The organism is Shinella sp. OV683 (assembly GCF_057787725.1).
The window spans coordinates 3,428,016-3,452,264 of record NZ_CM173543.1 but is presented as its reverse complement, the minus strand read 5'-3'; the positions used below and the strand labels follow the sequence as shown (position 1 = coordinate 3,452,264).

25 protein-coding genes are annotated in these 24,249 nt (G+C 58.5%); 17 read left to right on the top strand and 8 right to left on the bottom strand.

Going from position 1 to position 24,249, the window contains the following annotated elements; genetic code table 11:
- Positions 1 to 229: 229 nt before the first annotated feature.
- The 7 genes from ACXHRN_RS16735 (at position 230) to ACXHRN_RS16705 (ending at position 5,427) form a co-directional block, all read left to right on the top strand.
- Complete coding sequence (locus ACXHRN_RS16735) at positions 230 to 1,762, top strand: Na+/H+ antiporter subunit D (protein WP_488637441.1); 1,533 nt, start codon at positions 230 to 232, stop codon at positions 1,760 to 1,762.
- Positions 1,759 to 2,235 (top strand): Na+/H+ antiporter subunit E, encoded by a 477-nt coding sequence (locus ACXHRN_RS16730; protein ID WP_488637440.1) that lies wholly within the window; start codon positions 1,759 to 1,761, stop codon positions 2,233 to 2,235. Before ACXHRN_RS16735 ends, ACXHRN_RS16730 begins: the two co-directional genes overlap by 4 nt.
- Complete coding sequence (locus ACXHRN_RS16725; RefSeq protein WP_488637439.1) at positions 2,232 to 2,573, top strand: cation:proton antiporter; 342 nt, start codon at positions 2,232 to 2,234, stop codon at positions 2,571 to 2,573. The genes ACXHRN_RS16730 and ACXHRN_RS16725 overlap by 4 nt, the downstream gene beginning before the upstream one ends.
- Positions 2,570 to 2,893, top strand: a complete 324-nt coding sequence (mnhG, locus tag ACXHRN_RS16720) for a monovalent cation/H(+) antiporter subunit G (protein ID WP_488637438.1) — start codon at positions 2,570 to 2,572, stop codon at positions 2,891 to 2,893. The genes ACXHRN_RS16725 and mnhG overlap by 4 nt, the downstream gene beginning before the upstream one ends.
- A gap of 546 nt (positions 2,894 to 3,439) precedes the next feature.
- Positions 3,440 to 3,868 carry a Ros/MucR family transcriptional regulator gene (locus tag ACXHRN_RS16715; protein ID WP_488637437.1) on the top strand — a complete coding sequence of 143 codons (429 nt, stop codon included), beginning with the start codon at positions 3,440 to 3,442 and terminating at the stop codon, positions 3,866 to 3,868.
- Positions 3,869 to 4,082: 214 nt separating this feature from the next.
- Positions 4,083 to 4,592 (top strand): helix-turn-helix domain-containing protein, encoded by a 510-nt coding sequence (locus tag ACXHRN_RS16710; protein ID WP_488637436.1) that lies wholly within the window; start codon positions 4,083 to 4,085, stop codon positions 4,590 to 4,592.
- A gap of 13 nt (positions 4,593 to 4,605) precedes the next feature.
- Entirely contained in the window at positions 4,606 to 5,427 is an 822-nt protein-coding gene (locus tag ACXHRN_RS16705; RefSeq protein WP_488637435.1) for a DUF6456 domain-containing protein, read from the top strand.
- 60 nt (positions 5,428 to 5,487) lie between these two features.
- Here ACXHRN_RS16705 and ACXHRN_RS16700 read toward each other — a convergent pair whose 3' ends face one another.
- From ACXHRN_RS16700 to ACXHRN_RS16690, 3 genes are all read right to left on the bottom strand, one after another.
- A complete protein-coding gene (locus tag ACXHRN_RS16700) occupies positions 5,488 to 6,915 on the bottom strand; it encodes a DUF1254 domain-containing protein (RefSeq protein ID WP_488637434.1) in 1,428 nt (475 codons plus the stop codon).
- A 201-nt stretch (positions 6,916 to 7,116) separates the two neighbouring features.
- Positions 7,117 to 7,536, bottom strand: coding sequence for a SufE family protein (locus ACXHRN_RS16695; RefSeq protein ID WP_488637433.1), 420 nt, complete (start codon positions 7,534 to 7,536; stop codon positions 7,117 to 7,119).
- Positions 7,537 to 7,720: 184 nt separating this feature from the next.
- Positions 7,721 to 8,116 carry a DUF5330 domain-containing protein gene (locus tag ACXHRN_RS16690; RefSeq protein WP_488637432.1) on the bottom strand — a complete coding sequence of 132 codons (396 nt, stop codon included), beginning with the start codon at positions 8,114 to 8,116 and terminating at the stop codon, positions 7,721 to 7,723.
- Positions 8,117 to 8,800: 684 nt separating this feature from the next.
- Here ACXHRN_RS16690 and ACXHRN_RS16685 point away from each other — a divergent pair.
- The 5 genes from ACXHRN_RS16685 (at position 8,801) to ACXHRN_RS16665 (ending at position 12,140) form a co-directional block, all read left to right on the top strand.
- Positions 8,801 to 10,246, top strand: coding sequence for a sensor histidine kinase (locus tag ACXHRN_RS16685; RefSeq protein ID WP_488637431.1), 1,446 nt, complete (start codon positions 8,801 to 8,803; stop codon positions 10,244 to 10,246).
- A complete protein-coding gene (locus ACXHRN_RS16680; RefSeq protein ID WP_488637430.1) occupies positions 10,218 to 11,114 on the top strand; it encodes a peptidoglycan-binding domain-containing protein in 897 nt (298 codons plus the stop codon). The genes ACXHRN_RS16685 and ACXHRN_RS16680 overlap by 29 nt, the downstream gene beginning before the upstream one ends.
- Positions 11,115 to 11,165: 51 nt before the next feature.
- Positions 11,166 to 11,513 (top strand): DUF1491 family protein, encoded by a 348-nt coding sequence (locus ACXHRN_RS16675; protein ID WP_488637429.1) that lies wholly within the window; start codon positions 11,166 to 11,168, stop codon positions 11,511 to 11,513.
- 64 nt (positions 11,514 to 11,577) lie between these two features.
- A complete protein-coding gene (locus ACXHRN_RS16670; protein WP_488637428.1) occupies positions 11,578 to 11,823 on the top strand; it encodes a type II toxin-antitoxin system ParD family antitoxin in 246 nt (81 codons plus the stop codon).
- Positions 11,824 to 11,825: 2 nt separating this feature from the next.
- Positions 11,826 to 12,140, top strand: coding sequence for a type II toxin-antitoxin system RelE/ParE family toxin (locus tag ACXHRN_RS16665; RefSeq protein WP_488637427.1), 315 nt, complete (start codon positions 11,826 to 11,828; stop codon positions 12,138 to 12,140).
- A gap of 92 nt (positions 12,141 to 12,232) precedes the next feature.
- Here ACXHRN_RS16665 and ACXHRN_RS16660 read toward each other — a convergent pair whose 3' ends face one another.
- The 3 genes from ACXHRN_RS16660 to ACXHRN_RS16650 all read right to left on the bottom strand — a co-directional run bounded on the left by ACXHRN_RS16660 (position 12,233) and on the right by ACXHRN_RS16650 (position 15,562).
- Positions 12,233 to 12,670 carry a globin family protein gene (locus ACXHRN_RS16660; protein WP_488637426.1) on the bottom strand — a complete coding sequence of 146 codons (438 nt, stop codon included), beginning with the start codon at positions 12,668 to 12,670 and terminating at the stop codon, positions 12,233 to 12,235.
- A 124-nt stretch (positions 12,671 to 12,794) separates the two neighbouring features.
- The gene (locus ACXHRN_RS16655; RefSeq protein WP_488637425.1) at positions 12,795 to 14,813 is read right to left on the bottom strand and encodes a hybrid sensor histidine kinase/response regulator; all 2,019 of its coding nucleotides are present in this window, start codon (positions 14,811 to 14,813) and stop codon (positions 12,795 to 12,797) included.
- Positions 14,810 to 15,562, bottom strand: coding sequence for a response regulator (locus ACXHRN_RS16650; protein WP_488637424.1), 753 nt, complete (start codon positions 15,560 to 15,562; stop codon positions 14,810 to 14,812). The genes ACXHRN_RS16655 and ACXHRN_RS16650 overlap by 4 nt, the downstream gene beginning before the upstream one ends.
- Before the next feature lie 367 nt (positions 15,563 to 15,929).
- Here ACXHRN_RS16650 and ACXHRN_RS16645 point away from each other — a divergent pair, with 367 nt between their 5' ends.
- The 5 genes from ACXHRN_RS16645 to ACXHRN_RS16625 all read left to right on the top strand — a co-directional run bounded on the left by ACXHRN_RS16645 (position 15,930) and on the right by ACXHRN_RS16625 (position 22,714).
- Positions 15,930 to 17,114 carry a hypothetical protein gene (locus ACXHRN_RS16645; RefSeq protein WP_488637423.1) on the top strand — a complete coding sequence of 395 codons (1,185 nt, stop codon included), beginning with the start codon at positions 15,930 to 15,932 and terminating at the stop codon, positions 17,112 to 17,114.
- Positions 17,115 to 17,305: 191 nt separating this feature from the next.
- Entirely contained in the window at positions 17,306 to 18,496 is a 1,191-nt protein-coding gene (locus ACXHRN_RS16640; protein ID WP_488637422.1) for a calcium-binding protein, read from the top strand.
- 231 nt (positions 18,497 to 18,727) lie between these two features.
- The gene (locus ACXHRN_RS16635) at positions 18,728 to 19,915 is read left to right on the top strand and encodes a calcium-binding protein (protein WP_488637421.1); all 1,188 of its coding nucleotides are present in this window, start codon (positions 18,728 to 18,730) and stop codon (positions 19,913 to 19,915) included.
- A 189-nt stretch (positions 19,916 to 20,104) separates the two neighbouring features.
- Complete coding sequence (locus ACXHRN_RS16630; RefSeq protein WP_488637420.1) at positions 20,105 to 21,280, top strand: calcium-binding protein; 1,176 nt, start codon at positions 20,105 to 20,107, stop codon at positions 21,278 to 21,280.
- Positions 21,281 to 21,499: 219 nt separating this feature from the next.
- Positions 21,500 to 22,714 carry a calcium-binding protein gene (locus ACXHRN_RS16625; protein WP_488637419.1) on the top strand — a complete coding sequence of 405 codons (1,215 nt, stop codon included), beginning with the start codon at positions 21,500 to 21,502 and terminating at the stop codon, positions 22,712 to 22,714.
- Positions 22,715 to 22,864: 150 nt separating this feature from the next.
- Here the strand turns inward: ACXHRN_RS16625 and ACXHRN_RS16620 are convergent, their stop codons facing one another.
- The gene (locus tag ACXHRN_RS16620) at positions 22,865 to 23,356 is read right to left on the bottom strand and encodes a histidine kinase (protein WP_488637418.1); all 492 of its coding nucleotides are present in this window, start codon (positions 23,354 to 23,356) and stop codon (positions 22,865 to 22,867) included.
- Positions 23,357 to 23,616: 260 nt separating this feature from the next.
- Complete coding sequence (locus ACXHRN_RS16615; protein ID WP_488637417.1) at positions 23,617 to 24,243, bottom strand: TetR family transcriptional regulator C-terminal domain-containing protein; 627 nt, start codon at positions 24,241 to 24,243, stop codon at positions 23,617 to 23,619.
- Positions 24,244 to 24,249: the final 6 nt, after the last annotated feature.

The following is a 24,249-nucleotide window of genomic DNA, read 5'->3' as shown; positions in this document are numbered from 1 at the left end:
CCGACAAGAGAAGACCCCCTCATCCGGCCCTGCGGGCCACCTTCTCCCCGTTGGGGAGAAGAGGGAATATGCGGAGCAATCGAGGCGGCAGCAAAGCCTTGCGGCCTTTGCTTGTGTTGCGACCAACAAAGCAGGCTCCCTCTTCTCCCCAGCGGGGAGAAGGTGGCCCGAAGGGTCGGATGAGGGGGCGCTTGGTCGTCATTCAGTGTTTTGTGCCGGGGCTTGCCCCATGACCCCCGACCTCGCCAAAACCTTCGTGCCCGCAATCGCGCCCGAATCCTGGCTGGTCATCACGCCCGTCGTGCTCTGCATCCTCGTCGGCGCGGCCCTCGCCGCCATCCGCAAACGCATCGACTGGCATGCACCAATCGCCATCGCGGCCCTCGGCATCCTCACTCTGGTCGATGCAGCACTTCTGGCCAAGGTCGCGACGTCGGGCCCGTTGACCATGGTGCTCGGCCGCTGGCTGCCGCCTTTCGGCATCGCCTTCACCGTCGATGTCCTCGGCGCATTGCTGGCACTGACATCGGCGATCATCGCCTTGGTCGCCGCCATCCATGCGCTCGCCGATACCGACACCAATGCGCGCCGTTACGGCTTCTATCCGATGCTGATGTTCCTGATGGCTGGCGTCTCCGGCGCCTTCCTGACCGGCGATATCTTCAACCTCTATGTCTGGTTCGAGGTGCTGCTGATCTCGTCCTTTGGCCTGCTGATCCTCGGCGGAGAGCGCGAGCAGATTGATGGCGCGGCAAAATACGGGCTGCTCAATCTGGTCGCCACGACGCTGTTCCTGATCGCCACCGGCTATCTCTACGCAATCTTCGGCACGCTCAACATTGCCGACATTACCCTGAAGGTCGCCAGGGCCGAGAGCGGCCTGCCGCTGATGACGCTGGCCACGCTCTATCTCACCGCCTTCGCCATGAAGGCTGCCGCCTTTCCGATGAATTTCTGGCTGCCGGCCTCTTACCACACGCCACGGATCACGGTGTCGGCGCTGTTTGCCGGACTGCTGACCAAGGTCGGCATCTACGCGCTTCTCAGAGTGCTGGTGATGATCATGCCGGGCGAGGGCGAAACACTCCAGCCACTGATCTGGGCTGTCGCCATCCTCACCATGCTCACCGGTTCGATCGGCGCGATCGCGGCAAGCGACATCAGGCGGACCCTCGGCTATTGGGTGATCGCCGGCATCGGCGTCATGCTGGCCGGTCTCTCGCTCGGCGGCCAGGCCGGCCTTTCGGCGACGATCTTCTACATGCTGCACTCGATGGTCACCATGACCGCGCTTTATTTCCTTGCCGGCATCATGGCGCGGGCGGTGGGTGGCTTCGATATCGCTGGGCTGTCGGGCCTCTATGCTGCACGGCCTTATCTGACGGCACTTGCGATGATCCTGCTGTTTGCCGTCTCCGGCCTGCCACCGTTCTCCGGCTTCTGGCCGAAGGCGATGCTGGTGAAGGCTGCGCTGGGGCAGGGCAGCTGGTTGATCGCCGGTTCCATTCTGCTGTCTGGCTTCCTCATGACCTTCGCTGCCGGACGCATCGTGCTGCTGGCCTTCTGGCGACCTGCCGAGGCTGGCCAGTCGCAGCAACCCGTATCGACCGTGGCGATATCCTCGCTTACCGCGCTGGCGGCAATCGTGGTGCTGGCAGGCGCCTGGCCCGAGCCGATCGCCGAGATTTCCGCGAGAGCTGCGGCTGGCCTGCTCGACCCCCAAGCCTATATCGGTTCGGTGTTCAGGGGGCCGCGCCCATGAAATTCGTACTCGCCAATCTCGTGATTTCGGTGCTGTGGATGGCCGTGACGGGCATGTGGTCGGCCGGCGGCCTGCTGCTCGGCCTGGTGATTGGCGCCGTGCTGTTGTCGCTGCTGCCGGGCAGGCAAGGCGGTCTGCGCTACGGCATCAGGCTGCTGCGTGTCCTGAAGCTGCTGCTCGTTTTCCTCAGGGAGTTCTCGCTCTCGGTGTTTCGCGTTGCGGCGATGGTCGTCAGTCCGAAAATGAAGATCGAGCCCCGCTTCTTCACCTTTCCGCTGACGATTACCAGCGACCTCGAAATCACGCTGCTGGCAAACATGATCACGCTGACGCCGGGTACGCTGACGGTCGATGTTGCCGAGGATCGCAAGTCGCTGCTGGTGCATGCCATCAGTTGCCCGGATCCGGAAGCGGCACGACACGACATCGCCAATGGCTTCGAACGGCTGATCAGGGAGGCTTTTGCGCCATGAACGCAGTTCTGGTTCTCACATGGTCCGTTCATCTCGCGCTCGGCATCCTCATGCTCGCATTGCTGCTGACGTCGATTCGGGTGATCATCGGGCCGACGCCAGCCGACCGTATCCTGGCGCTCGATCAGCTCGTGGCGACGTCCATCGGATTTATCGCCTTGGTTGCGATACGGTCGGGCTTCTCATTGTATGTCGATATCGCGCTTGCGCTCGGCTTGATCGGATTTCTGGCGACCGCGGCTTTTGCCCGCTATCTCTATGTCAGCGGCGCAGCCAACGAAAAACAGGATGGCTCCACAGTAAATCCCCTAGAAATCGAGGGGGGAAATCGCCCATGAGCGAAACATTATTGACGCTGCTTGTGTCGTTTCTGGTGGTGCTGGGTGCGGTTGTTTCGCTGATCGCCGCAATCGGGCTGTTAAGACTACCAGACATCTTTAGCCGCATGCATGCTGTTTCGAAGGCTGGGACGGCCGGATCGGGGCTCGCATTGGTTGCATTGGCTGTTCACGCAGCAGAACTCTCAACAACGGTCAAATGTATTGCAGCAGTAATTTTCCTGTTCCTGACGTCGCCAGTTTCTGCACATTTGCTTGCCAAAGCTCAGTTGAAAATTCGAGGCAATCCGCAAGAAACATGGACGCGAGATGAGGATTAGTCGCAATTTCTGCGGAACTGTTACTTCATGCTTGAATGAACACTTTCACATATTCGTGAAGCTATAGATAAATGCCCTCAAAAAACCGGAGTAATGATTTATGGCACGCTTGTAGCCGAACGGTTTCGCTAAGGGAGATCTGATCGACTAGGCAATATTTCGTTAAGCGTGTTTATCGACAACATGCTCGTTATCTGTCATAATGATTTCGTTGTTGTGAAAAGATGAAAATTTTATATTGGACAATCCTCCGAAAAATGTTAATTCGGCAAAAGTAGAGCCTTAATGTCGATTCATTATTGGACTTATTGCATCACTGCTATGGTCTGATCCGCCTCAAGTTCTGTATTTGCGGGCAGTGCTGTTGAAGAATGTGGATTTGTTCGATCGGATCACCATAAGAGCCGCAGGAAAGATGATTGGTCTGGAACTAGGGGTAGTACTGGAGCAGTCTATAATAGGTCTTTCTTGCGGTGTGTTCTGCATTTTTGATCGCTTCGACCAGCCTGGCTGGATGAAGCAGGGCAAGTAGATCAGGAGAAAGAAATGAACGATTCAACGATGACAGGCAGCAGGGAACTGCTTGTTGAATTGACAGCCGAAATCGTCGCGGCCTATGTCGGAAACCATGTTGTTCCGGCAGGCGACCTCGGTTCCCTCATTGCGGATGTCCATTCCGCATTGTCGAACACCTCCTCTACGGAGGCTCCGGCCCCGGCTGTTGAAAAGCCGAAGCCGCCCGTGCCGGTCAAGAAGTCCGTGCACAACGACTACATCATCTGCCTGGAAGACGGCATGAAGTTCAAGTCGCTCAAGCGTCACCTCATGACACATTATGGCCTGACGCCGGAAGAATACCGCGAAAAGTGGGAACTGCCGGCTGACTATCCGATGGTCGCCCCTGCTTATGCGGAAGCCCGCTCGCGGCTTGCCAAGGAAATGGGCCTCGGACAGGGTCGCAAGAAGCGCGCCTGAGGTCTTCCCAACCTCTCGCCGACTGCGGGCAGCCCTCCAGGGCTGCCTTTTGCATTTCAATGATTGCGGTACATAAGAAATAATTCCTATTTCTTTTCAGCCTGTTAGGGCATTCCAGCTAAATATTCAACGAAAAATTGCATTCTGGTCTTCAACTGTGGCGTATTTTGCGCTATTTCTAGGAATATATACCTAGTTCTGTTGGAGTCTCATAATGCGAGCTATTGCCCAGGCTGCCGATGCCACACTATCCGATCCTTTTCATGACCTCGAAAGCGTTATTCCGGTTACCACGCGACAGCGGCTGCTGAAGCGGGCCGAGCCGTGGCGCAGTTCTCTCGCCCGTTGCGCGCCCGGCAGCGTCGCCCGCAAGGGCACCTTGCCGGGTCACCGCCGCACGCTCGCCGTTCGCTCCGTCTGCAAGATGGTGCGGGTGGTTGCCGGCGAGATGGTGTTCCTGATCGGCGATCCCGATGTATCCGCGCGCAATCAGCGCTTCGCGTTGGCGCATATCCAGCAGATCAGCATGTATGTCTGCCATGTCGTGCTGCAGCTGACGATGACCGAGATTGGCGCCGCCCATGGCCGTGATCGCACGACGGTCGGCCACGCCTGCGCCCGCGTCGAGGACCGGCGCGACGACCGCGCCTTTGACCAATTGATCTCGGCGGTCGAGCGCGTGGTCAATGCTCTCTTCAATCCAGTTGGCACGCGGCTTCACTGAAAGGTCTTACTCGATGCAACCCAATCCCGAACAATCGACTACCAAGGAAATCGCCCGCCTGCTGCGGTTCATCGGCAATTCCGGCGCCAATCTGCAGGTATCCCAACAGGAGCAGGTGGGCACGCAAAAATGCCTGTTGTCGCGACCTGGCCGCGCCGCCGAGACCTTTACCGACAGTGCGCTTAAGTCTGCCGCCAAACGCGGGCTGCTACTGGTGCGCGAGGGCAGGATTTTCGCCACTGCGGAAGCCAGACCGTTTCTGCGCCGCTTCCTGGCCGCCCGCGAGGAAGCCTTCCTCGACCAGCACCGCACCGTCGAGATCGCCGAGATCCGCGCCGAGGCAGGCGTCGAACATGTCAGGTTCAACGCCGCGTCATCGCCACTTTCGGCGCTTTCGCGGCTCAAGGACACGGCTGGCCAATGCTGGTTTCCCGGTGACGCGTTGTCGGCCGGCGAGCGGCTGTCGCGCGATTTTCAATATGCCAATCTCCAGCCGACGATCACGCCTTCCTACGAGCCGCGGCTTGGCAACCGCGTGGGCGCGGCGCCGGGCGCCGGCGTCGATATGAAGGACAGCGTCGTTGCGGCTCGTCTCAGGATTTCGCGCGCGGTCGACGCCATGGGGCCGGAACTCTCAGGCGTGGCGCTCGATATCTGCTGCTTCGAAAAGGGATTGGAACTGGTGGAGCGCGAACGCCAGTGGCCGGCACGTTCGGCCAAGCTGATGCTGAAGACGGCATTGTTGCAACTGCATCGGCACTATCATCCCGCTCCAGCCGTGTCGCGCCGCAGCCATAGCTGGGGCGGCGAGGGATACCGGCCGGAAATGGGGTGACGTCGTGTAGGGGTCACTGGCCCGCGACCCTCAGTTCCGCGTGCCGGGGACCAGAAATCTTCACTGCGCGCCGACACGCTCGACATCGGGCAGCACCCACTTCTTTTCGAAAAGCGCCTTCGTCGGAGCGTAGAGCCGGAACATCAGCTCGAAGCCGCGTTTCCCGTCGGTCGGTATCCAGTTGGCGTCCATTCCCTTGGGCGCCTTCGGGCCCATGAATATGTCGATAGAGCCATCGGCATTTTTCTTGAGCTCAGGAATCTGCGATGAACGACTGGCGCGCGGCATGTTGCGGATCAATGCGTGGGTCTGACGGTCATAGGCCGTCACTGACCAATATTGCTCGACCGGGGCGTTCGCCGGTACAGTGAGGCGATAGGTCTTGCCACCGTCGAATGATCGACCGGATTTGTCCTTGATCGATATCAGGTAGAATTGTCCGGCGCCGAGGCGCTTGATGCCGATATAGCCGTAGCTATAGGTAAGGCCGCGCGCATCGACCGGATAGGTATCAGGGTCAGCAAAAGCCGCCTGCGCGGCCTTCACAAGATCAGGCTGAGCAGGGAAGGTCCACTTGCCACCCTCGAAGAACGGTGGCAGACCTGCATCATACCTGGCCTCCAGCAGGTCACGAGCTTCCTGAATGCCTGCCTTGAGCGCCTTGCTTGTCCGCTTGTCCGGATTGAACGGTTTGCCTTTCTCGATGCCGAGCGTTCTCAACTGGTCGATCATCGCCCGGTCTCTGGCCAGCCATGGTTCATCCTGGATGATGCGGTTGAGTGATGCGAAGAAACTGGCGTCATATCGGATGGTCGAATCGAACACGACGTCCTTGGCATCGGTGAATATCGTCTCCGGCGGATTGGCTGCAGCTGAAAGCGGATAGACCTTGAGGCGCTTTGCATAAGCGACCGATGTAGCGACATCCGCGTCGCTGTGACTTTTGAGGTTCGAGCGCAACAAGGCGTAACCGCCAAACGTGTCGGACTGGAGCGGGATATAGCCCTCGGGCACCTTGTCCTTGTAACCTGGCGGCAGGATCAGATATTTGCCGCCCTTGCCCGCGTCGGCGCCAGATGGGCCGGCGTCCTCCAGAGGCATCTGCCAGATATTGACGATATTGCCGTTGATCGAGCCGCCTTCCGCCGCTGGCACCTCGAGCACGAGGGGACCGACGTCCCTGGTGTCGATGAACGTCATCAGGTAAATTGCATCAGGATTGGGCGTCAGCGTCTGGTTATGCCAGTCGAGCGGCCGGGACCAATAGACGATCTGGTTCACCTTGCCCTTGGTCTTGTTGAGCATCTCCTGCAGCATCAAATCATAATTGACGGCAGCCATGCCCCAGATCGTCGCTTCAACCGCCCGCCGTTCAATGTTTTGGTAAGCGAGTTCGTCGGGCGAGCGCTTGTCGGCATATGCGAATGAGACGCACAGCATTAGCACTGCGACAACTGCGATGGCTGGTTTCAGAAGCGTTTTGATCATCACCATTCTCCAAGCAAGATCACCATCAGGTGAAGCTAACCGGAGCAGCCGTATTCGATAAGTACGTTACGGTAACAATGCACCTTGATGCGCGGTGAATGCGTAAAACACGGCCGCTTCGGGTCGACAACTGCGGCAGCAGGCCGCCCACTCCATCCTCGAGGGAGATCCAGGTGGCAGGCCGCAGCTGGGCAGGAAAACTCAGGCGGCGACGCGTGCCGCCGCTTCTGTCTGGATGCGATTGACCATCGAGCGCAGGCCGTTGGCGCGCTGGGCGGAGAGATGCTCGACCAGGCCGATGCCGCGGAACACTTCCAGTGCATCGAGCCGCTCGATCTCGGATGCCTTCTTGCCGGAATAGATGGCCAGCACGATGGCGACCAATCCACGCACGATATGGGCATCGCTGTCGCCGCGGAAGGTCAGGACGGGGTCCGCCCCACCGCCGGTTTCCGTCACCAGCCATACCTGGCTCGCGCAGCCCCGCACCTTGTTGTCGGCCGTCCTGTCGGCTTCGGGCAGGTCGGGCAGCGCCTTGCCGAGTTCGATCACGTAGCGGTAGCGGTCTTCCCACTCCTCCAGATATTCGAAATCTTCCAGTATTGCGTCGATCGATGCCATGGTCGGTCCCAGTCTTATGCTCTCACCCGCATATAAGCCTTCCCGACCTGATTTGAAAGCTTCTAACCTCCTCGCAGACTGAACAAAAAAGAAGCGCCGCGAAGTGGGGTGCTTCGCGGCGTGTCAACAAATTGACAGTCTAGGGCAGGGTAGTTCAGGCAGGCTATTCCCCGATTTCGCAGCCTTAGCTGCGCGGCCGGGGGACCGGAATGGGAATGTTGCGAATTGGATTGTCCGTGGCGATGTCGGTCACTGCGACCGACCCGGTCAGTACGGCATCGGCGACCTTGGTCTTGTTGTCGTCGGCAAATTGATCGTCGAGATAGGTATAGGCGACGCGGGCGCCTTCGCGGGCCCGGCTGCCGAGGGTGGAGAAGGTCTCCGCACCCTTGACGCAGACATCCGGCTTTTCGCTGCACATCGAGCCGACATAGGAGATGGCGCCGGCAGCCGCACCGAGCGCATCGGTAAGCTCGACACCCTTTTCGCTCTTCAGCCGCGTCGATGCTTCATTGTCGAAGATCGGCAGCATCACGAGCACCATTGAAAACCAGAACGCTGTTCGGATCAGAAACCACATTTTCGTCGCCTTGCCCTGTTTAACCCTGTGACCGGTCGTTTCGCCGGCTTGACCGCTTGTCATGCCGGCCTGACCGCTTGTCACGCCGGCTTACTTGTCGTCCGGTCTTGGTGCCGGTTCGATGGAGACCACCCTAGGCGGGCCAAGCGAACAAGCCCTTCCGGCGAAACCGACGATTCGCGTCAAATTCGCCGAAAATTTGAAACATCGGCATTTGAATCGCTTTTGAACGGCACTTTATTCAAATTGTCCGGGCTTTTGTTAAGGATAAAGGCGGACCGATCCATCCATTCCACCGGGTTAGCCGGCTTTGCTTTGCCACAGAGGTTAACGGCAGCGCTTAAATGCCGGATTTTCCAGCAATTACACCCTGTTAACCACGATCCGAAGAGATCGGCCGAACTGTCGCTTTTTGGGAATTTCGGCTGTGTTTTGGCCTCCTGTAGCGCCTGCTTTTATTGTTTCCTTAAGTCGGCAATGCGATTTTCGGAGCGTGGCAGGAAGCCATTGCTGCGTCGCACGTCCGACTGGACACGCAAGGCACGCAGTAAAATTGAAACTGGGCATGTCGCCGAAATCGATATTGATTTCAGTGAAGTGCGCGGGGATCAAGGTCCGGACGCGTTGAGTGTATTGAGTAACATCGCTGCAAAAGCATATTTCCTTGGGGAAGAGGCCGGTTTCGTGTCTGCATCCCAGGGCGTTGTGCGCAGCCGTGCGAAATTGCTACCCATCCAGTTCGCGGTTGCCGCCTCCATTTCCCTCGCCGCGCTTGCCTTGATGATCCTCGGTGGCCACATCTGGTCGACGGCCGTTCCCGCCGCTTCGGCCGTGTTTGCCGCCGTGCTGGCTGCCTGTGCCGCCGTCCGCGACTCCCGTCCTTATAGATTCCAGGGCCAGCCCGGCTTCGAAGCGGCAGAACCCAAGCGCGCCAGCGATCCGCTCGACTTGCTCAAGGGACTGATCACCCGCCATGACAGTGCCGGCATGCTGGTTTCCATCCACGGCGCCGATCGCAAGGCTTTTGGTTTTGCCCATCCGCAGGTCGATCCCTCTGGTTTCATCGACTCTGTCCACCTGACGGGCCGGATTCTCTATCTCACGGCGATCGATGATCTTCGTCAGGGGGCAACCCACACCTCTGCCGACGTGCTGTTTGCAGCGTCGAGCCACGAGGGCGGCTATCGCCCCGTTCGCATCGAGATGTCGGCAGAATATACCTCCGATGGTACATTTTGCGGTTTCCTGGCCCAGACCCGCGATGTCAGCACCGAGACCACGCTTCGTCAGGATGTCGCGTCCTGGAAGGCGCAGGCCCGCACCGCCAACGATGCCAAGACGCGCTTCCTCGCTGCGGTCAGCCACGAACTGCGCACACCGCTCAATGCCATTCTCGGCTTTTCCGATATCCTCACCGGCGAGTATTTCGGTAAGTTCGAAAACGACCGCCAGCGGGAATATGTCGAACTGATCAACCAGTCCGGTCACCACCTGCTCGCCGTCGTCAACACGATGCTGGACATGTCCAAGATCGAGGCCGGCCGCTACGACCTGGTCAAGGAACCCTTCCAGATCATTGATGCCATCGGCACGGTCGATGAGATGCTGTCGCTGCAGGCCCGCAGCAAGGGTGTGGTGCTGACTGCGCGCGTTGCCCGTGGCCTTGACGATGTCGTCGCCGATCGCCGCGCGCTTCAACAGGTGCTGATCAACCTTGCCGGAAACGCTATCAAGTTCACGGATGCCGGCGGTGTCGTCGCCGTCGATGCGACCACCGACGGCCGCAATCTGGTCATTTCGGTCAGCGATACCGGCATTGGCATTCCATCCGACAAGCTCGCGCTGATCGGCAAGCCGTTCATGCAGGTGCAGAACGATTACACCCGCCGCTATGACGGCACCGGCCTCGGCCTGGCGCTGGTCAAGGGCCTGGTGGCACTGCATGGCGGCTCGTTCGACATCGAGAGCGAAGAGGGTGTAGGAACCGTCATCACGGTCAAGGTGCCGATGAATGGCGAAGGCGATGGCAGCGCAGAAACCTTCGAGTTTCCGCCGCGCCTGAACGAAAGGGTTTTGGACGTGGAAGCAGGAGAGGTCCGCCATGGCGCAGCCGAAGCGAAAATCGCCTGAGAAGAGATCGACGAAGCGATCGCCGCCCTCGCGCGCGGTCAGGCTTTTGCACGCGACCGGCTCAAGCCTTGCGCGCCACCCGCGGCTCCTCATCGGGCTCGCGGGTTTCACCGTCGTATTTTCCTTTGTTGCGGCAAATGCACTCTGGTACCAGCCAAAGCATCATCCCGCGCCGTTGCTGGCGACCCGCTCGTTCGAAGGCGACAACATCAACCCGGTGAATGTTGCACAGCTTCCTGAGGCGGACGACGTCGACACCGACCCCGGCGTGACGACATTCCGCATCGAGCGCCAGTCGGACGAGCAGGCCACCGAGAGTGCGCAGCCGGCTGCCAAGGAGGCCTCGCCGCTGGTGAAATCGGTCCAGCAGGGCCTCGCCGCGCGCGGACTTTATGATGGTCCCGCGGATGGCCTGATCGGGCCCAAGACCACCTCGGCGATCCTGTTCTTCCAGGAGACCGAGGGCCTCGACATGACAGGCGAGCCGAGTGCCGAACTCGTCAAGCGCTTGAAGTCCGTGCGCAAGGATGTCGCCGTCATTCCCGATGAGCGTCCGTCGATGGACCAGACGGCGAGCACCAAGAAGACCGTTGTCAAGAATGAAGACGATATCGCCGATCTCATTCGCCAGGCCAATGTCCCGGTGCCGACGCCGAGCGCCACGGACAGCGAACCGCCAGCTGAGATGGTGATGAAGATCCAGAAGGCGCTGTCGGGCCTTGCCTATGCCGATATTAAGGTCGACGGCATCCCAGGCGCCACCACCCGCGCGGCGATCCGTAATTTCGAGAAAAGCTACCGCCTGCCCATCACTGGCGAGCCCTCCGAGCGCGTACTCAAGAAGCTGAAATCGATCGGCGCGATCTGACTGTCCGCTTTGCACTTTGACAGCACCCATCGCTCCGCCTAAACCCGTGGCATGCGCGTCACCTCCGATCTCTTCGTCTCTGCCCTGATCCGCCGGGTTTTCTCGTCCGGCGGCTTTGCCGCGATCGAGCGCAAGGGCGCCGCGGAAGCCGGCGCAATCTTCATCCGCCAGCGTCATCGTGATGGCCTGGAGACGCTCTATGCGCCCGCGCCACAAGCATTCTTCGACGAGGGCAAGCCCAACGATCGCCGCTTCGAGATACGGCTGGAGAAAGCGGAGGGACCGGCCATCGACGAGATCATTGCCCGCGAGGCAAGATTCGACAGCGACCTGTGGGTGGTGGAACTGGAGCAGGACGAGATCGGGGATTTGTTTATGGTCTCCACTTTGGATCATTGATGCGCATACATTGCGCATATATTGTTATCCGGTTATGGTGAGGCTAAATACAGGAGCGACGCCCATGAATCTGTCGATTGGTCCGCGATGGGAAAGATTTGTTGAAGCTGTCGTCAGCGATGGCCGCTATGGCTCCGCCAGTGAAGTGGTGCGCGAAGGGCTTCGGCTGGTGGAAGAGCGAGAGGCTAAGCTAACCGCGCTGCGAAAGACGATAGAGCGGTCAATTGCCGCCGGCGGCGATGTGAGTGACGATGATCTTGGTAGGGAACTCGACCTTCGGGCCGCGGCACTTACTGAGAAAGGCAACTGATCTTGCGCCGTCTCCGGTATCTCGACAGTGCGCGGACCGACATTCTTCATATCTTTGACTACATTGCCAGCGAGAGCGGAAGTGTTGTGGTCGCAACGAAATTTGTTGGCACGCTCAGGGAAAAATGTCGTCAATTGGCTGCTTTGCCAGGGACGATGGGACGCGCTCGGCCCGAACTTCATGTGGACCTCCGGAGCTTTGCGCTTGGAAGCTACGTGATTTTCTTTCGCTATGTCGACGATTGCTTCGAGGTCGTCAACATCCTGGAACGGCATCGGGACATCGATGAGCTTTTCCAGCATCCATTGGCTGATTAAGAGCAGGATTGCCGCAGACATCCTCTTCTGAATCAAAACGGCCGACCGCGCATTTGCGCTGTGCCGGCCGCTCCGTCCCCGCCCGGATGAGACTATTCTGCTGCCTGTGTCGATGCCTGATGACGGCGTGCGGCGTCGATCATCACGCCCGATACAGCACCGTAGGCGGCAATCCACATGGCACGGATTTCTCTTGTGAAGGCGCTGCCGAACGACAGTGCCAGCGTCTGGATCAACGCGTCGCCGACAATAGCGTAGTGGCTCTCTTGCACCCCATAGGCGACATGCTTGACCGCGAGATTTTCGAGCACCGGCGCAACCTTCTCGAAGTTTCTGAGATTGCCGACCACCATTGCCAGTGCCGCCATAAGCTTGGCCTGCTGGGTCTTCATTTCGGTGTTTGTGAAGAGACGCCGTAGCGAAGGGTCGATCGCGAAGAGCCGCTCGTAGAACAAGGCAGCGGACTCTTCCTTGCCCTTGGCGAATTGCGAAAATGTGGCTTCCAGTGTTGAGATCGTATGCTCGTCCAATGCCTTGCTCCTTGAGATCATTGTTCTTCTGATGACAGCAATCTGGATGAGGCATGTTTCTTCCTGACTTCAGCAGGAGGCTATTTTTGTTTCAATTGTTTCCTTGAAGCAATGATGTGCCTGATCAACCGACCAGAACCTGCAGCACCCGAGCGATATCCTCCGGCGTGAACGGCTTTTCGATCACGGGACAGCCGGTGCGGGCAAGGAAGCGGCCGGCCGAGGGGCCGAGCGTGTCGCCGGTGACGAAGCCGATGCGGGTCATCAGTTCGGGGCGGTTGGCCGACAGCCAGTCGTAGAGGCCCGGGCCGTCGCCGTCCGGCATGCGGATATCACAGAGGATGGCAGTGATCGGCGCGCCGCTCCCGGCAAGCAGCTTTTCGGCCGCATGGCCGCTATGGGCAATAAGTGCGCGATGCCCCTGGGATGAGACGATATCGGCGATCAATTCGGCAAGATCGGGTTCGTCATCGACGATCAGGACGTGCGATTGCGCAGCACGGGCCGTGATCGGTTCGGGCGCGGCAGCTTCGGCTGGGTCGTCGCCTTCCCTTGCAGTCACCGGCAGGCGGATCAGGAACTCGGCGCCCGCCTTGGGCTGCGGCTCGGCCAGCTCCAGCGTGCCGTTATGCGCCTCGATCAAGCCGCGTGATACTGCCAGCCCTATGCCTGTGCCATGATCTTGCGGCTTGGTGGTGAAGAACGGATCGAAGATGCGACTGCGGATCGCGGCAGGAATGCCGCCGCCATTGTCGCGCACCCGGATGACGATCGTGTCGCTTGCCGCCTCATGGGTGGCGCTGAGCTCGACCCGGCGGCCTGCGCTTGCTCGTTCTTCCAGTGCCTGCCGTGCGTTGACGATCAGGTTGACCAGCACCTGATGCAGCAGATCGGCATCGGCGAACGTGTCGGGCAGCGGCTCGGCCACAGTGACGTCCAGCGCCGCGTCCGATGTCTTGAGGCTGTAGGACAAAAGCTCGACCGCATCGGCGATCACCTTGCCCAGGGAGACATACTCGCGTTCGGCCTTGCGCTGGCGAGCCATGGCCAGGAAGGTCTTGACGATGCGGGCGCAGCGATTGGCTGCTGTCTCGATCCGCAGCGCCCGCTCGGCATAATCATGGCCGTGCGGGATCGCATCGCCTTCGCGGCTGATCCGCTCGCGCAGCATCATCGCCTGGCCGAGAACGATCGACAGAGGATTGTTGAGTTCGTGGGCGACGCCGGAAAGCAGCGAGCCGAGAGCGGCGAGCTTCTCCTTCTGGTAAAGCGCATCGCGCTGGCGCTCGATCTCGAACTGAGCTGTTTTGGCGGTGGTGAGATCGCGGATATGGGCGGTGAAGAAGCGGCGGTCGCCTTCGCTGACATCGGCGAGCGACAATTCCACCGGCACCATCGCGCCGTGCTTGGTGACGGCTTCGACTTCCACGCGCTGGCCGATGACCGAGGTGATGCCGGTGGCCATGTAGCGCGCCATGCCGGAATGGTGGGCCGAACGGTACTTTTCCGGGATGATCAGCGAGCTGATCTCGCGGCCGACGGCCTCGGCGCGCGTATAGCCGAACAGCTTCTCCGACGCCGGATTGAAATCGATGACGCGGCCTTCGCCGTCGACGATGATGATGCAGTCGAGCGAGGTGGCGATGATCGCCGAATAGAGCGCATCGTTTTCCCGGCCGATGCGATATTGCTGCTCCAGTTCCTGCTCGCGCAGCTTGCTTGCCGTCAGGTCGATGGCGAGCATGAAATATCCCGAAACGCCGTCGCGGCCATTGTCGAACGGCGTAAAGCTTTGACGCACATAGTGCGTCCCATAGGGCGATTTGCTCCAGCCCTCGAGATGGATCGGCTCGCCGGCAAACACCCGCGCAATCAATGGCGCCATGGAATCGACGATGTCCTGCCCGAACAGGCCAATCGTGCTGTTGCCGAGCACATCTTCGGGCGTGAGGTTGAGGCCGGTCAGGAACGCGTCGTTGGCATAGAGAACGGTCTTGTCGCGAGCGACGAAACAGGCGGCACCCGGCATGCCGACGATGACGGCCGATATGGCGCCGTGGTCGGCTGCGGATACGCCCTCGGCGCGGCTCGCGAGCTTTCCAGAGGGCAGTTCGACGAAATCGTGCGGCGCTTCGTTGCTCATGGTTTCCTTGCAGGCGAATAGATGTAGCCGGCGCCGCGCACGGTCTTGATCGTCTGCGGCTTGGACGGATCGTCCTCGATCTTCTTTCTCAGCCGTGTCACGCGAATATCGATCGAGCGGTCGAACGGATCGTCGTTCTTGCGATGGGCGAGGTCGAGCAGCCGGTCCCGCGACAGCACGCGATACGGGTTCTGCAGGAAAACCTCGATCAGGTCAAATTCCATCGAGGTCACCGGCTCCTCGCTGCCATCGGCACGGATCAGCTTGCGTCCTTCCCGGTCGACCAGCATCTTGCCGAAGGCCACGAGTTCGGGATCGGGCTCCGGGCGGACAACAGGGGCAACGATCACAGGCTGCGGCAAGACATCCGTGACCGCCCGACGCAAGACGGCGCGCACCCGTGCCTTGAGTTCACGCAGGTCGAAGGGCTTGGTGACATAGTCGTCTGCGCCGACTTCAAGGCCGACGATCTTGTCGATGACATCGTCCGCCGCCGTCACCATGATCACAGGTACGCGGCCCTTGGCGCGCAGCCGGCGGGCGATCGAAAAGCCGTCCTCTTCCGGCATGTTGACGTCGAGCAGGATCAGGTCGGCACGCCTCTCAAGCAGCAGCGCATCGAGCGCCTTGCCGCCGGATGCCGTGCGCGTCGAAAAGCCCTGGCCTGCGAGATATTCCGCGACCATATCAGCAAGATGCGCCTCGTCATCGACGACGATAATTTCTGGATTGGCCCCTGTTTCCGCCACGTCTCATTTCTCCAAGTCTGCGGCGCACCCCTGATATCGCAATACAGCAATTCATACGGGTATGCGCGTCCATTTTCATCGATGTGACGAATAACATTGCCGGTCTATTTGCCCGTGTGGGCTTATTGAAACAATTGAAACAAATGAAACAATTAAAACCAGGTCGAAGTCCTGGCGACATCCGTTGATGCAGTAGGAACTGCTAACGTTTGGCAAGTTCACGAACCAGTCGAAAGAACGAACCTTTCTGTTCTGATTGTTTCAACATCCTTGTTCCTTGAGGAACTCTGTCGAGCATTCGTTTCAAATACATACGCATCAACTGGATGGCAGACACTGCTGTTCCGAACAATCAAAGGATGAGCCGGTGGACAAGCATACGATCAAGCAGGATCAGACGACAGCGTGGGTCATCAATGACAGCGGCGACGAATGGGTGTTGAACAAAAGTGCCAGCATTACTGTGCACGCAGCAACTGCGATTTATAGTGCTGGCAGCCAGCACGACAACAGGATCGTCGTGGAAGGCGATGTGACGGTCGATAATCCTCTAAAAATCCAGGCTTACAGCGCGATCAGCATCTACGGCGCTGACAACATCGTCGAGATCGGCTCCGACAGCATAATTACCAGCGACTCGGGCATATCCATGTCGGGCGACCATGACCGGCTGGTCAACAAGGGCCACGTCAAATCAACTGCCGAAGGCGTCTACATCCCCGGCGTTCATGCGACCGTGATAAATTCCGGGACCATCGAGGGTTCCATCGGCATCTTCTTGGACGGCGAGGCTTCCAAGATCGTCAACGACGCCACTGGCAAATTGATCTCGACCGGTCGCGCTATCTATGCAACCAGCGACGCCAATTTCTTCATCGACAATGCCGGTCTGATCAAGGGTGGCCTCGGCGCCATCCAGACAGGCGATGGCGAAACCCAGCTGACCAATACCGGCACGATCAAAGGTGATGTGATTCTGGGCGGTGGCGACGACGTCTTCGATACGCGCGGCGGCAACTTCGCGGGCACGGTGGACGGCGGCGCCGGCAATGACACCTTCGTCACCGACAATGCCGCTCTCAAGATCGCGGAGAGCCTGTTTGGCGGTGATGACACTGTCAGGTCCACCGTCAGCTACACCCTGAGCGGCTATCTCGAAAATCTCAGCCTGCTCGGCAACAAGGACATCGACGCGAAGGGCTCGGATTGGGCAAACCTCATCAGGGGCAACTCCGGCGACAATGAACTGAGGGGTCTCGGAGGAGCCGATACGCTGAATGGCGGTAAGGGAAACGACCGTCTGGTCGGCGGCATCGGTACGGACACCTTCGTCTTCAAGACCGGCGACGGCCATGACGTGATCACCGATTTCAATCCGCTTGAGGACAGCATCAACCTCAAGGGCATGAACGCGATCACCAGCTTTTCCGATCTCATGCATCATCATCTTGAGGTGGCGGGCGACGACCTGCGCATCGTGGCCGGCGGCGACGAGATCCTGCTCAAGCATGTCGACAAGGGCGATCTCACGGCGGCAATGGTTGATTTCTGAAGATCTCGGAACTTGGAGAGAAAGCCCGGCCCCGCGCCGGGCTTTTTGCGTTTCTGGTTGAAACAATTGAAACGAAAAATACGATCCGGTGAAGTGCTGCCGAAACAATCCATCCCGATAAAGGCGTCACTGAGATCGACCTGCCCGGGTCGGTCATTTTGATTACGCTAGACATTGCAATGGAGGCTCACATGGCCACGCACACAATCGACCACGACCGCACGACCCAGTGGAAAATCAACCAGGACAACGACACCTGGACACTCGATGCCAATGCTCAGCTCCATGTCACGGGTGCCCCAGCGGTTTTCATCGATAGCGGCTTCGACAACAACACCGTCAACGTCAATGGCGACATCCTGGGTGGGGAAGCAGTCGGAATTTATTCGAATGCGAACAACACGGTGATCAACATCGGCACCAAGGGCGAGATCAAGGCAGTCACCGGCATCTTTAGTGGGGGTCTTGGTATGGCGATCGACAATAAAGGTCAGATCGACGGTTCTCAATTCGGAATCCATGCCAGCGAGTCGGTCGATGTTGAAAACAGCGGCGAGATTAGCGGAATGACCGCCGTACTCTACAACGACAACGCCGTGCCCGGTTCAAAATTCCACAACGTTCTTGAAAATCACAAAGGTGGCGAGATCCTTGGTGGCTTCCTCGGCGTGGACTTTTATGGCGAAGGTCGGCACACGCTCGTCAACGATGGATTTATCACAGGCATGACCGCTGTAAAGGTCTCGTCAGGCATCGCCCACATCGTAAATCACGGCCGGATCGACGGTGTCGTGGAATTCAGCGACGGGAACAATTATCTCGATACCCGTACCGGCAAGATCAACGGCGAGGTACGCGGCGGTACCGGCAATGACACTTATGTCGTCTCCAAGGCGCATGTAAACATCGTTGAAGGTCTCAATAGCGGCTACGACACCGTCAAGTCCGACGCCAGCCATACGCTCGGCGACAACATCGACAGGCTGCTCTTGATCGGCAAGGGCGATATCGACGGCAAGGGCAATGCGGGCGACAACTTCACGCGCGGCAATGCCGGTGACAACCACCTCAAGGGTCTCGCGGGCGCCGATGTCCTGGGCGGCGGCAAGGGCAACGACGTCCTCACCGGCGGCGCCGGTGCCGATACCTTCGTGTTCTACAAAGGTGACGGCAAGGACGTCATCACCGACTTTCAACACGGCACGGACGGCATCAGTTTGCTCAACTTCAACGGCGCCGATAACTTCGATGAGGTTTCCAACCACATGGCCGATCACGGCAAGGATCTGTGGATCACCTACGGCGACGACACGCTGGTCCTCAGAGGCGTCCATGAGGCCGACCTCGACGCCAATGACTTCCACTTTTCTGTCGTGATCTGACGCGTCTCCCTTAGCGCACCTGACACGACATCAACCCCGGCGGATCTAGCCTCTCCGCCGGGGTTTTCGTTTGTTTTCCGACTGAAACAATTGAAACAAAAATGGCTGCGCGAGAATTCTCGCTGAAACGTCTTCTCTACATAACAGGCAAAATACATCTGGAGATCTTGCTGACCGGCGACCGGTGGCTGGGACCTTCTTCGGAAAGCTCAACGCACCAAGGAGGCTCACATGGCCACGCACACAATCGACCACGACCGCACGACCCAGTGGAACATCAACCAGGACAAAGACACCTGGACACTCGATGCCAATGCTCAGTTGTTCGTCACCGGCAAGTCGGCAATTTACGTGGGCACGGGTTTTGACGGCAACACGCTCAACATCAATGGCGACATTCTTAATACCGGCGCAGCGTCCTGGGGCACGTTTGTCTGGGGAGATGAAACCAAGATCAATGTCGGCGCCAAGTCCGAAATCAAGGCCGCTACCGGTGTCTATAGTGTTGGTATCAACACCACGATTGTCAACAAGGGTGACATCGAAGCCAACTACAACGGCGTGTTACTGACCCGCACCGGCCATGTGACCAATAGCGGCGAAATCAGCGGCAATGTCGCGGTCGTCATGGGTTCGGAAAGCATCGATCCGAACGCAACTTTCGAGAATCTAGTCGTCAACCACAAGGGCGGCGAAATCCTCGGCGGCCAAGCCGGGATTCAACTGACCGCAAGTGGCCACCAGACCGTCATCAATGACGGGCTGATCAGCGCGGCTGGTTCGGCGGTCTTGAGCGTCACCGGCGACCTGCATCTGGTCAATCGCGGCCGGATCGACGGCAATATCCAGCTCGGCGACGGCGGCGACGTGATCGACACCCGCAAGGGCGTCGTGCATGGCGAGATCAGGGGCGGCGACAACGACGATGTCTATCTGATCGGCAAGGGCCCGGTTAATATCGTCGAACACGCGGTCGAGGGCTATGATGTCGTCAAGTCGCTGGCCAATGCCACACTGGCCGACAATGTCGAAACCCTGGTCCTGCTCGGCAAGGCCGCCCTGAAGGGGCATGGCAATGCCATGCTTAACAATCTCCAGGGCAATAGCGGCGACAACAAGCTCTATGGCGAAGCCGGCATCGACTTCCTGTCCGGTGGCAAGGGCAACGACCTGCTGACTGGCGGCGCCGATGCCGATCACTTCATTTTCCACAAGGGCGATGGCATCGACACGGTGACCGATTTCGAAAACGTCTTCGACCATATCACCTTGGTCGATTTCAACATTTCCGCCTTCAGCCAGTTGCAATCGCATATCAGCGCCCATGGCGACGATGTTTGGGTCAACTTGGGCGGTGGCGACAAGCTGGTTCTCCGCGATACGCAGCTATCCGAAATGGATGCCGGCGATTACTTCTGACCGCACATCCAACTTTTCGGTCCCTCGCTGCATGAGCGTGGACCAAGTAACCCCGGCGGATCCAGCCTCTCCGCCGGGGTTTTCGTTTCTGAAACAACTGAAACAAATGTCCCGACCTTGAGAGACGCAGCTGAAACAAAAATGAGAGATACAGATCCATAGAAATTCATGCCGCCGAGGGGCCTTAACATGTCAAAGATGCAGATTTACAGCCAGAAAACGCCATTCTCCGCCAATGCCGCCGACACGGATTACGTTCTTGGCCTTCGCAACATCGTGACAAGCACAACTGTGGGTATCGACGCGACATCGGCTGTTTCAGGCCGAACATTTCTCATCAATGGCGAAATTGATGCAGACCAATATGGCATCGTGCTGGGCACGTTAGCGACGCCATCGCCGTCTATCGATATCACCGTTGGTGAGACGGGGGCCATCCACGCTACATCTGGCGGCATCGTTAATAATTCCGATGCAAGCAAGGTAAGCAATGCAGGGGTAATCACCGGGCAATATGGTATTTACTCCGCCGGTGACAGCAATCACTTCAGCAACTCTGGCCTCATTTCCGGTAACCAAGGCGGAATCTACACCGAAGGCGATGGTGGCTCCGTTAGTAATAGTGGAGTAATTTCAGCGGCTTACGGCATCCAAATCGGCTCCGTCAGTGACGAGAAAAACACCGTGATCAACACGGGAACGATCTCGGGAACTATGATGGCCGTCTACGGCACCGGCGGCGATGAGAAAGTCGTCAATTTCGGCAAGATTTACGGAAGTGTCTTTCTTGGCGATGGCGAGGATACCTATGTCAGCAAGGGCGGGTTTGCGACCCGGCCGATCTCCGGCGGCAACGGCAATGATACCTATGTGCTAGACAGGGCCGGGATTAAAGTATCTGAAAACGCTTTGGGTGGCTTAGGAGATACAATAAAAGCGTCGGTCTCCTTCACGCTCGGAGACAATGTCGAATATCTCACCCTCACCGGCAAGGCCGATCTCAAAGGTCATGGCAATGGGCTCGACAACGGTCTCAGGGGCAATTTGGGTGACAACAGACTTTTTGGACTGGATGGCGCCGATGTGCTTCAAGGCGGCAAGGGCACCGATATGCTGATCGGGGGTTCCGCTTCCGATATTTTCGTTTTCCGTCCGCATGCGGACAAGGAAATCGTCTCCGATTTTGTCGATGGGATTGATCAAATCGGGTTTTTCGCGGGCAAGGACGTGACAAGCGTCGAAGATCTCATCAAGCATCACGCCCATAATGATGGCGACAACCTCGTCATTTCCGGCGACGGCACCGAGATGATCCTGAAAAACATGCACAAATCTGATCTTGACGCATCCGATTTCATCTTCTGAACCGTTGTTCCCAACGACCAGAACCCCGGCGGGTCTAGCCTCCCCGCCGGGGTTTTCGTTTGTTTCCGGCCTGAAACAATTGAAACAAAAATGGCTGCGCGAGAACTCCCGCTGAAACGTCTTCTCTACATAACAGGCACTACAAATCTGGAGATCTTGCTGGCCGGCGACGGCGGCTTGAACCTTCTCCGGGGACCAAAACACGGCAAGGAGGCTCACATGGCCACGCACACAATCGACCACGACCGTACCACACAATGGAAGATCAACGGCAGCAACGACACCTGGACGCTTGCCAAGAACACGGAGTTGCATGTCACGGGTGCGACGGCGATCACCGTCGGCGCGACTTCGCATGACAACAAGATCAACATCAACGGCCACCTCGTCAACACAGGCCTAAATTCCTTCGGCATCTACGTTGAGGGGGCCGACAACACGATTACCTTCGGCAAGGACTCGCGCGTCGATTCGGCCTCCGGCGTCTATGGCAATGGCGCCAACACGACGGTCAACAACAAGGGCGAAGTCAACGGCACCTATTACGGCGTTTTCCTGGACAGTGCAGCGCATGTCACCAACAGCGGCGTCATCCGTGGTGTGGATGCCGTTGCCATCGGCCATGACCCGGTAAAAAAGCAGAGTGGCGAAATCACCGGCGGGCCGTTGGAGGACTCTGTCGTCAACCAGAAAGGCGGAGAAATCTGGGGTGGCGAGGCCGGGGTGCTCTTCAGGGGTGAAGGAGACCACAGTTTCGTCAATAATGGCTTCGTCAACGGCGCCGTCACCGCCGTCGCCAATACGCTGGGTAGCTTGCACCTTGTCAATCATGGCCGCATCGACGGTAACATAGTGTTCGGTGACGATGCCGATACGCTCGACACACGGCATGGCAAAGTCAACGGCCAGGTCTTCGGCGGCGGCGGCGATGATACATTCGTGATCGACTCGAAGTCGATCCAGTTGTTCGAAGAGTTCAATGACGGTTACGACACCGTCAAGACGGTGGTCAGCTACACGATGGCCGACAATCTTGACAAGCTGGTCATGCTCGGCAAGGGCAATCTCGTCGGCCGCGGCAACGATACTAGCAACCTTCTCCAGGGTAATGCTGGCGACAACAAACTGTTTGGTGAGCTCGGCGGCGATCAGCTGGCTGGCGGCAAGGGCACCGACTTCCTCACCGGTGGTGATGGCTATGACACCTTCATTTTCCACAAGGGTGACGGCGTGGACACGGTGACGGATTTCAACAATGCCACCGACACGATGAGCCTTTCCGGCTTCGCGGGCGTCGGCAATTTCGCCGAACTGTCCTCCCACCTCAGTGCACATGGCAACGATGTCTGGGTCAGCTTCGGCAGCGACAAGTTGGTTCTTCATGATACCGCGCTGTCCGATATGGACGCAGCCGACTTCAGCTTTGTCCTGTGACAACGATACGATTTCCGGTCCCTGATTGTTTGAGTGGGGACCAAGCAAACCCCGGCGGGATTAGCCTCTCCGCCGGGGTTTGTTTTTGTGGCGACAGGCCTGCAGATGGAGGGGCGGCGACGCCCCTTCGCTATCCTTGCATAGTCCCGCTTATTCGGCGGGCTTCAGCGACGTGATGATGCCGCCGAGTTCGGCGCCATGCTTCTCCTGCGTGCCCTTCGATCCCCAATAGGTGATGACGAGCAGCTTGCCGGGTTTCGGCGACAGCACGGAAAGGCCGATATTGACGTCGCCTTCGCTGTCAGTCCCTGTCCAGTCGAAATTGGTCATGTCCATGCCGTTGATCTTCTCGTCCGACTGCTTCTGCGTCGAACCGTCGATCTTCACGCCGTTCTTTTCGAGGAAGGCGACGGCATCGTCGATGACCTTGTCGCTGGTCTTGGCGTCGGCGATATCGATCGACAGATAGATCGCCTGGTCATCCGAGGTCGCCTCGATGCCGCTCTCGGTTTCGGTCGGCTTCCAGCTGTCGGGAATGGTGATGGTGGCGATCGGCGCGTCGCTGGGGAAGTTGAGTGTCTCGGCAAACGCAGCCGACGAGAACGAAACGGCCAGCACGGCCGCTGCAAACAGGGTCTTCATAGATGTGTCCTTCGGGAACTGTTTTAGGCGAGAAATTCTATACGTTCCGGCCGGTTAAAGCGGCGTGAGGTTTCTTGCTTAACGAAGCACTTTGGCTTTGCGGTTCAGTTAAGTCCCCTCCTAAATCCTCCCCACAAGGGGGAGGACTTAACCAGTCGCACCCACTCGCTCTCCATTCGGCGTCCATTGACATGCAGAGGCGGCGCCGCACATTAAGTCCTCCCCCTTGTGGGGAGGATTTAGGAGGGGACTTTCTTTATCTAAGGAATAATCCCCCTCAGCACCGTCTCGGCGATGGTCTTGGCGGCCATCTCGTAGTCTTCGACCTTGAGCCTGCTCTTGCCGAGCCCGTCGGCGGCGACCGGCTCGAAATCGGCATAGAACTGCGTGGCAGCCCAGAGCATGATGAACAGATGCCGCGCATCCACGGGCAGCATCTTGCCCGCGGCAATCCAGCCCTCGACGATCAGCACGCGCTCGTTGGTGACCTCCTGCATGTGCTGGCGATCCTTCTTCTTCAGGAAGCGTGCGCCCTGGATGATCTCGCTGGCAAACAGCCGGGATTCGGCGATGTTCTTGCGGGTGTAATCGAGCTTGGCCTTGATATAGAGGCGGAATGCGTCGGCAGGCTCTCGATCGGCCGAAATGTATTTCAGCGCATCGTCCCAACTGGCGATCAGGTGGGCGATGATGGCCGTGTAGATCTCTTCCTTGGACGAGAAATAGTAATAGACATTGGCCTTGGGCAGGCCCGAAGCCTCGGCGATCTCGGCAATTCGCGTGCCATCAAAACCCTTGCGCGCGAAGATCTCGATGCCGGCCTTGATGATCAGCCGTCTGTTGCGCTCGCGGATGCGCTCTTCCGGCTCTTTTGCCGTTCTTGCCATACCGGT

What these genes read in the sequence shown, in the direction of transcription:
- ACXHRN_RS16625 (WP_488637419.1), top strand. Translation starts at nt 21,500, where the DNA reads ATGGCCACGCACACAATCGACCACGACCGTACCACACAATGGAAGATC.
- ACXHRN_RS16695 (WP_488637433.1), bottom strand. Translation starts at nt 7,536, where the DNA reads ATGGCATCGATCGACGCAATACTGGAAGATTTCGAATATCTGGAGGAG.
- ACXHRN_RS16715 (WP_488637437.1), top strand. Translation starts at nt 3,440, where the DNA reads ATGAACGATTCAACGATGACAGGCAGCAGGGAACTGCTTGTTGAATTG.
- ACXHRN_RS16635 (WP_488637421.1), top strand. Translation starts at nt 18,728, where the DNA reads ATGGCCACGCACACAATCGACCACGACCGCACGACCCAGTGGAACATC.
- ACXHRN_RS16675 (WP_488637429.1), top strand. Translation starts at nt 11,166, where the DNA reads ATGCGCGTCACCTCCGATCTCTTCGTCTCTGCCCTGATCCGCCGGGTT.
- ACXHRN_RS16725 (WP_488637439.1), top strand. Translation starts at nt 2,232, where the DNA reads ATGAACGCAGTTCTGGTTCTCACATGGTCCGTTCATCTCGCGCTCGGC.
- mnhG (WP_488637438.1), top strand. Translation starts at nt 2,570, where the DNA reads ATGAGCGAAACATTATTGACGCTGCTTGTGTCGTTTCTGGTGGTGCTG.
- ACXHRN_RS16735 (WP_488637441.1), top strand. Translation starts at nt 230, where the DNA reads ATGACCCCCGACCTCGCCAAAACCTTCGTGCCCGCAATCGCGCCCGAA.
- ACXHRN_RS16670 (WP_488637428.1), top strand. Translation starts at nt 11,578, where the DNA reads ATGAATCTGTCGATTGGTCCGCGATGGGAAAGATTTGTTGAAGCTGTC.
- ACXHRN_RS16630 (WP_488637420.1), top strand. Translation starts at nt 20,105, where the DNA reads ATGTCAAAGATGCAGATTTACAGCCAGAAAACGCCATTCTCCGCCAAT.
- ACXHRN_RS16710 (WP_488637436.1), top strand. Translation starts at nt 4,083, where the DNA reads ATGCGAGCTATTGCCCAGGCTGCCGATGCCACACTATCCGATCCTTTT.
- ACXHRN_RS16680 (WP_488637430.1), top strand. Translation starts at nt 10,218, where the DNA reads ATGGCGCAGCCGAAGCGAAAATCGCCTGAGAAGAGATCGACGAAGCGA.
- ACXHRN_RS16655 (WP_488637425.1), bottom strand. Translation starts at nt 14,813, where the DNA reads ATGAGCAACGAAGCGCCGCACGATTTCGTCGAACTGCCCTCTGGAAAG.
- ACXHRN_RS16730 (WP_488637440.1), top strand. Translation starts at nt 1,759, where the DNA reads ATGAAATTCGTACTCGCCAATCTCGTGATTTCGGTGCTGTGGATGGCC.
- ACXHRN_RS16620 (WP_488637418.1), bottom strand. Translation starts at nt 23,356, where the DNA reads ATGAAGACCCTGTTTGCAGCGGCCGTGCTGGCCGTTTCGTTCTCGTCG.
- ACXHRN_RS16690 (WP_488637432.1), bottom strand. Translation starts at nt 8,116, where the DNA reads ATGTGGTTTCTGATCCGAACAGCGTTCTGGTTTTCAATGGTGCTCGTG.
- ACXHRN_RS16705 (WP_488637435.1), top strand. Translation starts at nt 4,606, where the DNA reads ATGCAACCCAATCCCGAACAATCGACTACCAAGGAAATCGCCCGCCTG.
- ACXHRN_RS16700 (WP_488637434.1), bottom strand. Translation starts at nt 6,915, where the DNA reads ATGATCAAAACGCTTCTGAAACCAGCCATCGCAGTTGTCGCAGTGCTA.
- ACXHRN_RS16640 (WP_488637422.1), top strand. Translation starts at nt 17,306, where the DNA reads ATGGCCACGCACACAATCGACCACGACCGCACGACCCAGTGGAAAATC.
- ACXHRN_RS16615 (WP_488637417.1), bottom strand. Translation starts at nt 24,243, where the DNA reads ATGGCAAGAACGGCAAAAGAGCCGGAAGAGCGCATCCGCGAGCGCAAC.